This is a genomic window from Psychrobacter sp. SHUES1 (genome assembly GCF_001652315.1).
GTDB lineage: Bacteria > Pseudomonadota > Gammaproteobacteria > Pseudomonadales > Moraxellaceae > Psychrobacter > Psychrobacter faecalis.
In genome coordinates this window covers 1-12687 of record NZ_LXWA01000083.1, presented here as the reverse complement: position 1 = coordinate 12687, position 12687 = coordinate 1, and the positions used below count along the sequence as shown (strand labels likewise).

The following is a 12687-nucleotide window of genomic DNA, read 5'->3' as shown; positions in this document are numbered from 1 at the left end:
TTGATGATATATGCGAGACCAATGACCGAAATAAGAAGGTAAGTCTCGCCATGGACAGCCTACTCTTATGCGGTACAGCATGCCTTCAACGGTACGTCTTAGATTGGGCTTGTTATATAACCCCAGTTCGGGATAAGGGCTCAAAAAAAAGATAAAAAAAGAAGTCCAAAGTTGCTAAAGTAAGTTTACCAAGACCACTTAAGCAAAAAGGACTTCTTACATGGACAACCTAACCGAACTATACTGCCATATTGACGACTTTTATCAGCAATTCAAACCTGAGTTTGACGCTCATTTAATCGCAACGGGCCGTCAACGGCTAAGAGCATGCCAGATAAGTGTAGCAGAGATTATGACCATCTTGGTACTGTTTCATCAACGGCGGTATCGACAGTTTAAGGCGTTTTACTACCATCACATGCTTGGCATGATGAAACGGGAGTTTCCAAATCTGCCGAGCTACTCGCGATTTATAGAGCTTATGCCGCGCAGTATCATGCCACTATGTGCCTACTTGCAAAGCATGATGGGCGACTGTACAGGTATCAGCTATATTGATTCAACCAAGATAGCAGTTTGTCATAACAAGCGTATCTACCGTCATAAAGTCTTTGAGAGTATGGCGCAAAGAGATAAAGGTAGTATGGGCTAGTTTTACGGCTTTAAGCTGCACGCCATTATCAATCATAAGGGCGAGCTTGTATCTGTTAAAGTCACTGCGGGTAATACCGATGACAGAGTGCCTGTTAAGGATATGGCAACGTCTGTGTTTGGCAAGGTGTTTGGTGATAGAGGATACATCAGTAAAGCCCTAAACGAGTGGCTCACAAAACATAGTGATACCACGCTGATCACTAAACTTCGGCGTAATATGAAACCCCAATTACTCAAGCCGATGGATGAGGCACTACTCAATCATCGCTCTTTGGTTGAAACGGTGTTTGGAGAGCTTAAAAACTTGTGCCAAATCGAACACTCACGCCATCGTAGTGTCACGGGTTTTATTACAAACTTGCTGTCAGGTTTGATTGCTTATTGCTGGTTTCCCTATAAACCCACCATCAAAAATATGCCTCAGCAGGGACAGGTAGCAACATTGTAAATAGTATCAATGAGTTACAATGTGGCTTATCCCGAACTGGGGTTATATACGTTAATTTGTCGCAATATAATAAATAGCTTGTGCCAAAGTTCATCGTTGAGCTTGGTGCGAGTCATAAGTGATGCCTTATTTCTTTGTTGTGGTAAACAGTAGAGTAAGGCGTTGCTTATTTTTTTCAATGCTTCCTCAATTCTATACAGCACCTATGCAAAACGAAAATAAGTCAGGTGTTTTTAACTCAAATTGTGGGCTGCGATAAATAGCGATATAAATAAGCGGTTTAAATATACTACCTTACGCAGTTGTAACGCAAGGTATCAATATATTTAATTTGATAGAAAATGTCCCGTTTTAATATCTGTATTTTTGAATGTAAGTGCTATTTTCAATAGAAAAGTTATGAGATAAAAGCGCTTGCCGTAAAATATTTTACTTATTTTTTCTATGATACGATTTGCTCAGCGTGATGATGTTTTGCTTTAATGAAGTCAGCCATTTTTTCGGCGATCATTATAGTAGGTGCATTGGTATTGCCGCTGATTAAGGTTGGCATGACTGAGGCATCGATGACATGCAGTCCGCTTACACCGCGCACTTTTAACTCCAGATCTACGACCGAGCGATCATCTGAGCCCATGCGACAAGTACCAACAGGGTGATAGATGGTATCTGATCTATTACGAATATAACCAAGCATGCCATCTTTTTCAATATACGGAGCAGGGTAGTCTTCGGTGATGTATTTTGCGATTGGGGCTTCTTGCATGATCGTTCGGGTACGCTCTGCACCAGCCACCATGTATTCTACGTCTTTAGGGTGAGATAGGTAGTTTGGGTCAATCAGCACTGCGTCAGAAGGGTCAGCGGAGTTGAGTCTGACAGTGCCGCGACTTTCGGGGCGCAGATAGCAGCTGTGACAAGAGATGGCGTAGCCGCGTTTGAGCTCACGACCATGATTCACCACTCGTGAGATGAAAAGTGTAGTTGGGTATTTGGCCATTTTTGAGGATCCTCGCCGACGCTAAAGAAAGCACCCGCTTCAGCATAATTGGTCGATAGCATGCCAGTGCCATCTTTTCGCCATTGTGAAAGCGCTTTAAAGAAGTTTTTGCCACCAATCATGCCGATACCGATGACATCCGTGGTGTTTACCTCGTAATCAAATACCACATCCAAATGATCCTGTAGGTTGCCACCGATTTCAGGCGCATCTACCACGACATCTATACCGTGTGACTGCAAGTGTTCAGCAGGACCTATGCCCGATAACATGAGAACTTTGGGTGAGCCAAAGGTGCCTCCTGATAATATGACTTCATGACGCGCCATAACGGTTTGTTTAACCCCATCTTTTTCATAGACAACGCCGACTGCTTGATTGTCTTCAATAATGACGCGGTTGGCTTGCGCATGGGTAATGACCGTCAGATTTGGCCGGTTTTGTACTGGATGTAGATAAGCGGCAGCGGCAGAGCAGCGTTGACCTTGTTTCTCTCCATGAAAGTGCGTCACTTGATACAGATCAACACCATCAAGTTTTTTGCCATTGAAGTCTTGGTTATGCTCAAGTCCATTGGCTATCCCTGCCTCTACAAACGCTTTTGAGACTTCACGAGGACTGAGTAAATCACTGACGTGCAGTGGCCCGCTATCACTATGCAGCGCATCGCTACCGTGAACATTGTTTTCTGACTTGATGAAGTAGGGCAGGACATCATCAAATCCCCAACCTTCGCAGCCTTGCTCAACCCAGCGCTGATAATCAAGCGCGCTGCCGCGAGTATAAATCATCGCATTAATGGCTGATGAGCCACCCAAACACTGCCCACGAGGTTGGAAGCCGCGGCGGTTATTGAGGTGGGTTTGCGGCGTAGTATGAAAGCACCAATTGTTTGATTTTAGCGGTTTGCCAGGGACGAGAAGGATGAGCCCTGCAGGGACGCGAATAGCAAGATCTTTGCCCTCATCGCCGTACTCTAACAAGCAAACACTGATGTCGGGGTTTTCTGTCAGCCGGCTAGCGAGCACACAACCTGCAGAACCGCCACCAACGATGACGTAATCAAATTTTGCGTCAAATTCCATTTTTATATTCCTTATAGCTTCCATGCCAATCAAACTGGAGAGCTAGCTTTCCAGTATATAGGTCATTGATTAGTATAGACCTAACAGAATACTGACGCTAGGCATTCATTCAATCTTCAATGGCGCATATTTCAGAGCGCACAATAAAGCGTTTGCCTTCAGGTATTTCCAGTGAAAAACTCGCACCACGACCATCGACTACATCGATAGTTAAATCAGTATGTTGCCAGAGTTTATACTGGGCTTTACCCATATAAAATGGACAACCAGCAAGCTCACCGACGAGTACGTCTTGACCACCAACTTTGAACTCACCCAGCGGATAACACATCGGTGAGCTGCCATCGCAGCAGCCGCCAGATTGATGGAACATCAGGTCACCGTGTTTGGACTTTAATAGCTCAATTAACGCAACGCAGGCTTCTGTCGCTTCAAGTTTCATAACGTGCTCCTTATTTTTATATTTTACCCAAACTAATCGGTAAAATATAAAAGGTCGTATCATCTTCACTCACATCATTCATAGCATGTGGCTGAAAACGATACGACCTAGCGTTAGTGATTAAGTGATGTTTTGTGACTAAACGTACCAATCACTGAGACAGTTGCAATGTCTACATAGCGTAGTCAATCACGATACGTCCCTCAATCTTGCCATCACGCATACGATCAAGAATATCATTGATATTCTCAAGCGGCTCAGCGGCAACGGTCGCTTTTACTTTACCTTCCGCTGCCATATCTAGCGACTCTTGTAGGTCTAGACGTGTACCAACGATTGAGCCACGAATGGTAATACCATTTAGTACCGTATCAAAGATAGAAACAGGGAAGTCGCCTGTTGGTAGACCATTACAGACCAAAGTACCACCGCGGCGCAGCATGGTCAGCGCTTGATCAAAGGCCTTAGAGGAGACGGCTGTCACTAGCACACCATGAGCACCGCCGATCTCTTCTTGCAGATACTCACCAGGATCGGTGTTTTTGGCATTGACGGTGACTTTTGCCCCCAGTTTTTTGGCAAAATCGAGCTTTTCATCGTCAATATCGACGGCAGCAACGTTCAGTCCCATGGCAATGGCGTACTGTACCGCCATGTGACCAAGTCCACCGATACCTGAAATGACGACCCAATCACCTGGTTTGGTGTCTGTCATTTTCAGACCTTTATATACCGTCACACCCGCACATAGAACTGGTGCAATCTCAACAGAGTCAACGCTCTCAGGAATAATGCCAACATAGTCAGCATCTGCCAATACGTATTCTGCAAAGCTACCATTCACTGAATAACCAGAGTTCTCTTGACTTAGGCACAGGGTTTCCCAGCCACCTAGACAGTGCGTACAGTGACCACAGGCAGAGTAGAGCCAAGGCACACCGACACGGTCGCCTTCTTTAACATGCTTAACACCTTCACCCACAGCAGTGATCAGGCCGACACCTTCATGACCAGGGATAAACGGGGGGCTTGGTTTGACTGGCCAATCGCCTTCGACAGCGTGCAGGTCGGTATGACAGACACCTGATGCCTGCATTTTTACTACAATTTGACCAGGACCTGGGGTAGGGATATCAACTTCTTCAATCTGCAGAGGTTGGTTGAACTCATGCAGAACCGCAGCTTTCATTTTATTAGCCATGTTACTTTCTCCTTATTACTAGCAGTCACTAATGCTCGACTTAGTCTTTTAAACTGCCAATTATTTTACATGTAGATGCTTAGTAAGCATCGAGTTTGCACCTTACGCTTCCTTGTAAGGTGCTTTAGCAAATAGTGTTTAAAAGAACCCCATCGCTTTTGGACTATACGATACCAGCATGTTTTTGGTTTGCTGATAATGATCAAGCATCATTAGATGGTTTTCGCGGCCGATACCCGATTGCTTGTAGCCACCAAATGCAGAATGCGAAGGATAGATGTGGTAGCAGTTGGTCCACACGCGACCTGCTTGGATGCCACGTCCGAAGCGATAGGCTTTGTGTACACTGCGTGTCCAGACTCCAGCACCAAGACCATATAAGGTATCATTGGCAATGCTCATGGCCTCTTCGTCGTCTTTAAATTTCGTGACGGCAAGTACTGGTCCAAAGATTTCTTCTTGGAACACGCGCATATCATTGGTGCCTTCAAAGATGGTCGGTTTCACATAATAACCGTCGCCAAGCTCGCCATCGTGTTTGGCTTGCTCGCCGCCAACCAAGACTTTTGCGCCTTCTTTTTTACCGATATCCAGATAAGATAAGATTTTTTCTAACTGGTCTGAGCTGGCTTGTGCACCAATCATGGTGTCAGTGTCTAGTGGATTGCCCATTTTGATGGCTTCAACACGCTCGACACAGCGTTTGATAAATTCATCATAAATACTCTCATGTACCAGCGCACGCGACGGACAGGTACAAACCTCACCTTGGTTTAAGGCAAACATGACCAAACCTTCAACGGCTTTATCCAAGAAATCATCGTCTTCGTCCATGACATCAGCAAAGAAGATATTTGGACTCTTACCACCCAGCTCTAGGGTAACTGGAATGATGTTTTCACTGGCGTACTGCATGATTAGGCGACCAGTAGTCGTCTCACCAGTAAAGGCAACTTTATTGATACGTGGATTGGAGGCAAGCGGCTTACCAGCTTCAACTCCGAAACCGTTGACCACGTTGAGGACACCTTTTGGTAAGATATCAGCAATCCCGATCGTCTCTAGCATAAATAGGATAGAGGCAGGCGTTTGCTCTGCAGGCTTGAGTACTATACAGTTACCAGCAGCAAGCGCAGGGGCTAGCTTCCATACTGCCATGAGGATCGGAAAGTTCCATGGGATAATTTGGCCGACGACACCAAGTGGCTCATGGAAGTGATAAGCAACCGTGTCATCATCAATTTGACTGATGCCGCCTTCTTGTGCACGAATGGCACTGGCAAAATAGCGAAAGTGATCGACAGCTAATGGAATGTCTGCTGCTAGGGTTTCACGTACAGGCTTGCCGTTTTCATACGTTTCGGCAATGGCGATGGCTTCTAAATTGGCTTCCATCTTATCTGCAATTTTGAGCAGTAGATTGGCACGTTCAGCGACACTGGTTTTGCCCCAAGCGTCTTTGGCAGCATGAGCAGCGTCTAAGGCTTTTTCAATATCCGCTTCTTTTGAACGGGCGACTTGGCAGATGACTTTACCGTCAATGGGGCTGGTGTTGTCAAAGTATTCTCCATCGGCTGGTGCGACCCACTCACCATTGATAAAGTTGTCATATTTTTCGCGGAATTGGACGGGGCTGTTTTCTGTATTGGGATAGGCGTGTAGCATTAACGACTCCTTGTTGTATTAATTTATAAAGCAAATAAACGTTCAAGCCTTTGATATATGATCTTTTGAGGTCATATCTATAAAGTCACTTGCACGGTTTTGCTGGATCTTCCTGATCAGGTTGTCAGTCTATCCTACTGAACTTTTATACATAAAGATACCCCACTCTCAACTTATTTTTCTAAGGTATTGGTTTACTTAGTTTTTAAAATTTCAGTTAAAACAATTAGAATTTTAAATTCTATAAAAATCAAAAGCCTACGATAAGTTGAGATTGGCGTATAAGGATAGTTACTTTTAGTAAAGCAAATCAGGTTGTTTCATAAATTTAGGTTATGCATAAGTATCTGCTTAAATTGGTTCGAAAACTTGGTACAGCTGTTATAATTGCTACCATTATGATGCTACGACGGTAGTTTCCTTTTTCTTATGTTATTGGTTGGTTTGGATATATGCGTCAATCTTCTGCTCTTGATATCTTAAAAACAGGTCAAAATGTGTTTTTGACTGGCTCAGCAGGTTCAGGTAAAACTTATACTCTCAACCAGTACATCAATTACTTACGCGCGCGCCGTGTGCCAGTTGCTGTGACTGCTAGTACGGGTATCGCGGCGACACACATGAACGGCACGACTATCCATAGTTGGTCGGGTATAGGCATCAAAGACGAGTTGTCTGATCGTGATTTGACCAATTTATCGCGTAAGCAGTTTTTAGCAGACAGATTAAAAGACACGGCGGTATTGATCATCGATGAGATTTCCATGCTGCATGCCAAGCAGCTTAACCTAGTCAACCAAGTGCTCAAGCATGTGCGAAAAAACGATGCTGCATTTGGTGGTATACAAGTGGTGGTTGCAGGGGACTTTTTTCAGTTACCACCGATTGGAAGTAAGGGTGAGAGTAACCGAGAAAAGTTTGCTTTTATGTCTGAGGCCTGGCTCGATGCTAAGTTCCATATTTGTTATTTATCCGAGCAGCATCGGCAAGTCAGTGAGGCCGCTAATGGTGGTCTCGATTTGGATGATATTCTCAATCAGATTCGCAGACAAGAAGTCACTTTTGAGGCGATTGCGGCATTGGAAGCTACCTTTGATCAAAACGTCGATATCAATCGCACCCGTCTCTATACCCACAACCTCAACGTCAATAAAATCAATGATAAAGAACTGGCAGCGCTTGAAGGCGAAACCATGCGGTTTGAGGCCACCGCGACAGGTGATAGCAAACTGGTTGAGACCCTCAAAAAAACGGTACGCACTCAAGACGATTTGGTATTAAAGGTCGGTGCTAAGGTGATGTTTATCAAAAACAACAGCGAGCTTGGTGTCTCTAACGGCACGATGGGTGAGCTGATTGGTTTTGCTGCGGTAAAAATTGACGATAGTAAAGATACGAGCGATGATTTGATTGAAGATACTGCGCAAGATGCTATTGCTAAGAATACGAAAAACAAAGCCAAAAAAGATAAAGAAAGTAAGAAAAAACCAAAAGATGAAAAACCAACCACGCAAAAAATGCCTGTAGTTCGACTAAACTCAGGTCGTGAAGTCATCGCTGAGCCTGAAGAATGGATCATCGAAGACGAAACCGGCGACGTGCTGGCAAGCTACTTACAAGTGCCGCTGTGTTTGGCTTGGGCCATTACTATTCATAAATCGCAAGGCATGACCCTTGAGGCGGCCGAGATTGATTTATCGCGCACTTTTGAGCTTGGGCAAGGTTATGTGGCATTGTCACGCTTAAAGTCGCTGGCAGGTTTGCAATTGCTCGGTATGAATGACATGAGCTTGCAGCTTGACCCGCTGGCACGCGGCGCCGATAAACGCTTTTTGGCACTGTCAGAGGAAGCGGATGCCAATTATGCCATGCTTGATGAAGAAAGTATGAGGCAGGCGCATGAGAAATTTATTCTAAAATCAGGCGGCACGCTTAGTAAGTCAGTGATTAAAGCGTATGCCAATTTGCAGAAAAAACGCCGCGAGCAACAGCAAGCGCAGATAGATAAAAAACAGAAACTTGGTAATCAAGTTTCTGATAAATCGGACAGCACCTTGCTGGCGACGCGAATTTTATTAGAAGAGAGCTTATCGATTGCCGAGATTTCGCAGGCGCGGCAGCTGTCGCAATCGACCATTATGCGCCATATTGCAGAATTAAAATCGCAAGATCCAAGTTTGGCGTGTGATCATCTGCGCCCAGACGATGAAGTGATGACGGCGGTTGGCAACGCTTATGTGGCCATTAAGGTCGCCAATAATCCAAACGACTTTAACGATGATGGCAGTGTTAAGCTGCGTCCAATTTTTGAGCATCTAAAACAAGCGATTGATTACAACACCATTCGTTTGGCATTAATTTTTATTACGCCGTAGCATCCAATCAGTGAGAAAAAGTCTCTAAAGATAGACTGGCATTATGCTGATAATATTCACTGTAGCGCGCCACTCTTTTTATATCTCTTTATAGCGATACCCTTTTATGTCTGACGTTATACCTGATTTTTCTAGCGCAACTTACCAATTGAACGCCGAACCTAGAGTGGCGCTTACGCATGCGACAGGCGAGCATACGCAGCCCTTGAGGATTGCGATTAATGGCTTTGGCCGTATTGGACGTAATGTACTGCGTGCCTTGTTAGAGCGCTTTGAGGTGTTGGGACGCGCTATTCATGTGGTGGCGATTAATGATTTGGCATCGGCTGATATTTTATTGCATTTGTTAAAATTCGATAGTACTCATGGTCGCTTAAGTCGCCTTGGCGTCAGTGCGGAGGTTTTAGACGATAATAACAATATTCAGCTGTGTTTGACTAAGAACAACCTGACTTATTGCATCAAAATGCTCTCAGAAGCTGACCCAAAAAACCTGCCATGGCAAACGCTTGGTATCGATGTGGTATTAGAGTGTACGGGGCATTTTCGCTCTTATGAGCAAGCACAGCTACATATAGCAGCGGGTGCACAGCAAGTCATTATTGGTGCTGCGCCCTTTGACAATGTCGATGCTTGTATTGTCATGGGCGTCAATACCGCTGAGCTCACACGCAAGCTACCGATTATCTCGAGCGTTTCTTGTACCACGCAGGCCTTGGTACCGCTGATTGCTACCCTTGATAAGGCATTCGGCGTTAGGTCTGCAATGATGACCGAGATTCATGCTGTAACGGCGGATCAGACAGTGCTCGATCAAGCGCACCGCGACCCAAGACGCGCACGCGCCTCTGGTTATAATATTATTCCGACCACCTCAAGTAGTATTGCTGCGACAGAACGGGTATTGCCTGCGATGGTAGGCAAAATAAACGGTCACTCTATTCGCGTACCGACCATTGATGTGGCGGCGATTGATGTGACGTTTGTTTTTGATACGCCGGATGTCAGCGTCGATGCGATACGAGAAAAGTTAAGAGCTGCTAGCCTTGGTGATTTGATAAATATCATGGCGTATACTGATGAACCGCTCGTTTCCAGTGACTTTATCCATCAGCCAGAATCGCTGATTATCGATGGGCAGCAATTGATGCAAGTGGGCGATCAATATAAAGTGTTTGCCTGGTACGACAATGAATGGGGCTATGCCAACAGGCTGCTTGATATGTGCTTGCACCTCGCTTTAAGTAAATAACCTGGTTTGCAGTAAATGTTTTAAAAAAAGCACTGGGCAAAAAGTTTTGGCACACGCTAAGTCATTGATTTAAAACTGGCTGTAAATTAATTTCATTTTTTTAATATGAAGCGCTTGCATTATACGATGATATCTATATAATGATGCACCAATGGAGACGTGGCAGAGCGGTTGAATGCACCGGTCTTGAAAACCGGCAAGGGTTCATAGCCCTTCGAGAGTTCGAATCTCTCCGTCTCCGCCAAATTCGAAAAAGCCCCAATCAGTTATTGATTGGGGCTTTTTTATGTTTGCATAAATGCGGTTTTTAGTAACTTAGCGGGCACTCTGTAGTTGGTTTATTTTAAACCCGAATACCCCTGTCGATTTTGTTTTGAATGGACTATATGAACTCTCTATTATTTCGCTAGCGTTTGCTCAAACTCTACTTCTTGCCCATCCATTAATACCAGTTTGCCTTCGCTAATCTCAATATGTATGCCCGTATGATTTTTAATCGCGCGCATGACATTGATATCTTCAATACTGCTTTCGATGATGATTTTGCCAGACTGTTCAGGTTCGATTGGTGGCTGGAACTGGGTCAACGGTACATTAAAACTTTTGCTTTTGGTCAAATTGGCCTCTTGCATGGTGAGCTTACCCTTAAAGCTTTTAATCGCTACCTTACCGTGGTTTGACAGCATAAACTGTAGTTTTACTTGGTTTAGACTATCGCTATCGCTGGTTTTGACGGGGAGTAAAGCGACAGGGTAATTTTGTGCTTTGGCAGTGTGCACTTGCGGACTGGTGACAATCGGGCTTTTTTTGCCAGTAGGATTGTTTGGATGCAAGCGCTCATATTCACGCTGCTGGATAAGGGCTTGCTTGATGGTGATACGTGGCATCGCTCCGGACTCATACGCGCCGCTGAGCTTCATACGTAGCATATAACGGCTCAAGAGCTGTCTGTCAGCCTCAGGCAACCGCTCAAACGTATCGCCAAGCTTCTTTTGCCATTGGTCAGAGTTGGTTGGTATGGTCTGCCTGCTTGGATCTGCTGGCGGCTGTGTGCAGCCATTGATAACTGGCAACATCGCTACAGTAAATGCCAATAACATGGCCTTTTTTATATAGCGTGCACGGCCTGCGTGTTTATATAAACCAATCATCATATGCCTCCTTTTCAACCCATATAGATACTAATAACTTTTATACCAATATAGCGCTTATGATAATTTTGTATGTTTGTTTATCGCTAATGGGTATTCGATGTTATTAAGCGTATTAAGAAGGGCATGTTTTATGTAGCAAGTTCAAATTAAATAGCAAAAAAAAGACCAAGCGCCGTTAAGCAAACTTAGTCTTTTTTTTGTATGTATGATAAGCCAAGTGCTACTCTTTATCTTGCAGCTCAGACAGCGGGTGAGTGGTGGTATTATTATGCGTGACCACAATCGCCTCATCAATGATACGTTGGCTGACCCCGCGCTTACGTAGGCTTTCAATAAACACTTCATCATGCGCCAAGGTATAATCTTGATGGTCGCGATCCAGCCCTTGACGAATGTATAGACGAATCAAGCCTTGGATACGTTTAAAGCCCAGCTCTGCTGAGGTAGACTCTAATAACCTAATCATTTCTTCAGACAAGCGAATACTGATCGGACGCGTGATTTTTTGTGGATGATCAGAGAATTTATTTTTTATACGAACAGGTATCATAATAAACCATTACTTTTAGTGAGTAGGAATAAAACACTCAGACAAAAACGAACTTGGTCACAGCTCTTCTTACCATACAATAAAAATCGCTAAAAGAACACCGTCGCCGTATGAATATTGTATTGGTGAATAAGGTAAGCTATTAAGGATTAAATAGCGACCATAAAAAAAACCTCCATCAAATAGTTGATGAAGGTCTTTTAGAATATGGCTCTCCAACCTGGGCTCGAACCAGGGACACACGGATTAACAGTCCGTTGCTCTACCAACTGAGCTATTGGAGAATAAGTTGTGATAACGGTTAATTAAACAAGTTTTACAAAGCCTTTGGTAGGTGCGATTGCTTATCTTGTTTGCGTTATGTGGGGCACATTTTAGCCAAGTAGTTCTGGGCTGTCAACCTTATTAGGCGATAAATAATAAATATAATTATAAATAGGATAAAATTGTGGGTGTTTCTTGTTAAAGCGGCGACTTTATTGACGGTGACGATGGTTGCTGCTGCTAAAATATGTATAAAAATTAATTTTTCTTAATATTATTATAACTTACTTTATTCCTTAGTTTGGTAAGACTATCTATTTGAAACTAAAGAAAAACCTTATATTGCTTTAACCCTTAAAATCTCTATTTCACGCACCCATATAAACCTATAAAATAGTCAGCCCAGATTTTTTATCATTTTTGCTTTGATTTGAAGCTTTTTAACTCCTTATTTTTTTTAAAACTTAGATTCAACATTGAAGTGCAACGCACCCGAAGCTAGATTTTACCTCAAGCGGTGTTCTAAACCCTAGCACCTTTCTTGGTCGATTATTTAAACTGTCTTCAATCGACTGAACTAAGTGCCTGCATAGGTTA

The 12687-nt window shown here is 43.9% G+C and carries 10 protein-coding genes, 2 tRNA genes and 1 pseudogene; 4 read left to right on the top strand and 9 right to left on the bottom strand.

The window, feature by feature from the left end; genetic code table 11:
• The coding region (locus A7325_RS13560; protein WP_156508544.1) for a transposase at positions 1 to 153 on the bottom strand (153 nt) is incomplete at its 3' end.
• A gap of 67 nt (positions 154 to 220) precedes the next feature.
• Here A7325_RS13560 and A7325_RS11005 point away from each other — a divergent pair.
• Positions 221 to 1102, top strand: a pseudogene (locus A7325_RS11005) (IS982 family transposase).
• 442 nt (positions 1103 to 1544) lie between these two features.
• Here A7325_RS11005 and A7325_RS14135 read toward each other — a convergent pair.
• From A7325_RS14135 to A7325_RS10985, 5 genes are all read right to left on the bottom strand, one after another.
• On the bottom strand, positions 1545 to 2102 hold the full coding sequence (locus A7325_RS14135) for a GMC family oxidoreductase (RefSeq protein WP_264753721.1): 558 nt from the start codon (positions 2100 to 2102) through the stop codon (positions 1545 to 1547).
• On the bottom strand, positions 2060 to 3187 hold the full coding sequence (locus A7325_RS11000; protein ID WP_264753720.1) for a GMC family oxidoreductase: 1128 nt from the start codon (positions 3185 to 3187) through the stop codon (positions 2060 to 2062). The genes A7325_RS14135 and A7325_RS11000 overlap by 43 nt, the downstream gene beginning before the upstream one ends.
• A 109-nt stretch (positions 3188 to 3296) precedes the next feature.
• A complete protein-coding gene (locus A7325_RS10995; RefSeq protein WP_068408108.1) occupies positions 3297 to 3629 on the bottom strand; it encodes a DUF779 domain-containing protein in 333 nt (110 codons plus the stop codon).
• 172 nt (positions 3630 to 3801) lie between these two features.
• On the bottom strand, positions 3802 to 4830 hold the full coding sequence (adhP, locus tag A7325_RS10990; protein ID WP_197488903.1) for an alcohol dehydrogenase AdhP: 1029 nt from the start codon (positions 4828 to 4830) through the stop codon (positions 3802 to 3804).
• Positions 4831 to 4968: 138 nt separating this feature from the next.
• Positions 4969 to 6495: an aldehyde dehydrogenase family protein gene (locus A7325_RS10985; RefSeq protein WP_068408106.1), complete on the bottom strand. Its 1527-nt coding sequence runs from the start codon at positions 6493 to 6495 to the stop codon at positions 4969 to 4971.
• 452 nt (positions 6496 to 6947) lie between these two features.
• On the opposite strand from A7325_RS10985, the gene A7325_RS10980 reads away from it, so the two are divergent.
• The 3 genes from A7325_RS10980 to A7325_RS10970 all read left to right on the top strand — a co-directional run bounded on the left by A7325_RS10980 (position 6948) and on the right by A7325_RS10970 (position 10366).
• Positions 6948 to 8870, top strand: a complete 1923-nt coding sequence (locus A7325_RS10980; RefSeq protein WP_068408104.1) for an AAA family ATPase — start codon at positions 6948 to 6950, stop codon at positions 8868 to 8870.
• A gap of 118 nt (positions 8871 to 8988) precedes the next feature.
• Complete coding sequence (locus A7325_RS10975) at positions 8989 to 10122, top strand: type I glyceraldehyde-3-phosphate dehydrogenase (RefSeq protein WP_068408112.1); 1134 nt, start codon at positions 8989 to 8991, stop codon at positions 10120 to 10122.
• 153 nt (positions 10123 to 10275) lie between these two features.
• A tRNA-Ser gene (locus tag A7325_RS10970) sits at positions 10276 to 10366 on the top strand.
• A 154-nt stretch (positions 10367 to 10520) separates the two neighbouring features.
• Here A7325_RS10970 and A7325_RS10965 read toward each other — a convergent pair.
• The 3 genes from A7325_RS10965 to A7325_RS10955 all read right to left on the bottom strand — a co-directional run bounded on the left by A7325_RS10965 (position 10521) and on the right by A7325_RS10955 (position 12110).
• Positions 10521 to 11276, bottom strand: coding sequence for a hypothetical protein (locus A7325_RS10965; protein WP_227515004.1), 756 nt, complete (start codon positions 11274 to 11276; stop codon positions 10521 to 10523).
• A 220-nt stretch (positions 11277 to 11496) separates the two neighbouring features.
• Positions 11497 to 11826, bottom strand: a complete 330-nt coding sequence (locus tag A7325_RS10960) for a CopG family transcriptional regulator (RefSeq protein ID WP_068408103.1) — start codon at positions 11824 to 11826, stop codon at positions 11497 to 11499.
• A gap of 208 nt (positions 11827 to 12034) precedes the next feature.
• A tRNA-Asn gene (locus A7325_RS10955) sits at positions 12035 to 12110 on the bottom strand.
• Positions 12111 to 12687: the final 577 nt, after the last annotated feature.

What these genes read in the sequence shown, in the direction of transcription:
- A7325_RS10980 (WP_068408104.1), top strand. Translation starts at nt 6,948, where the DNA reads ATGCGTCAATCTTCTGCTCTTGATATCTTAAAAACAGGTCAAAATGTG.
- A7325_RS10995 (WP_068408108.1), bottom strand. Translation starts at nt 3,629, where the DNA reads ATGAAACTTGAAGCGACAGAAGCCTGCGTTGCGTTAATTGAGCTATTA.
- A7325_RS14135 (WP_264753721.1), bottom strand. Translation starts at nt 2,102, where the DNA reads ATGGCCAAATACCCAACTACACTTTTCATCTCACGAGTGGTGAATCAT.
- A7325_RS10985 (WP_068408106.1), bottom strand. Translation starts at nt 6,495, where the DNA reads ATGCTACACGCCTATCCCAATACAGAAAACAGCCCCGTCCAATTCCGC.
- A7325_RS10965 (WP_227515004.1), bottom strand. Translation starts at nt 11,276, where the DNA reads ATGATGATTGGTTTATATAAACACGCAGGCCGTGCACGCTATATAAAA.
- A7325_RS10960 (WP_068408103.1), bottom strand. Translation starts at nt 11,826, where the DNA reads ATGATACCTGTTCGTATAAAAAATAAATTCTCTGATCATCCACAAAAA.
- adhP (WP_197488903.1), bottom strand. Translation starts at nt 4,830, where the DNA reads ATGGCTAATAAAATGAAAGCTGCGGTTCTGCATGAGTTCAACCAACCT.
- A7325_RS11000 (WP_264753720.1), bottom strand. Translation starts at nt 3,187, where the DNA reads ATGGAATTTGACGCAAAATTTGATTACGTCATCGTTGGTGGCGGTTCT.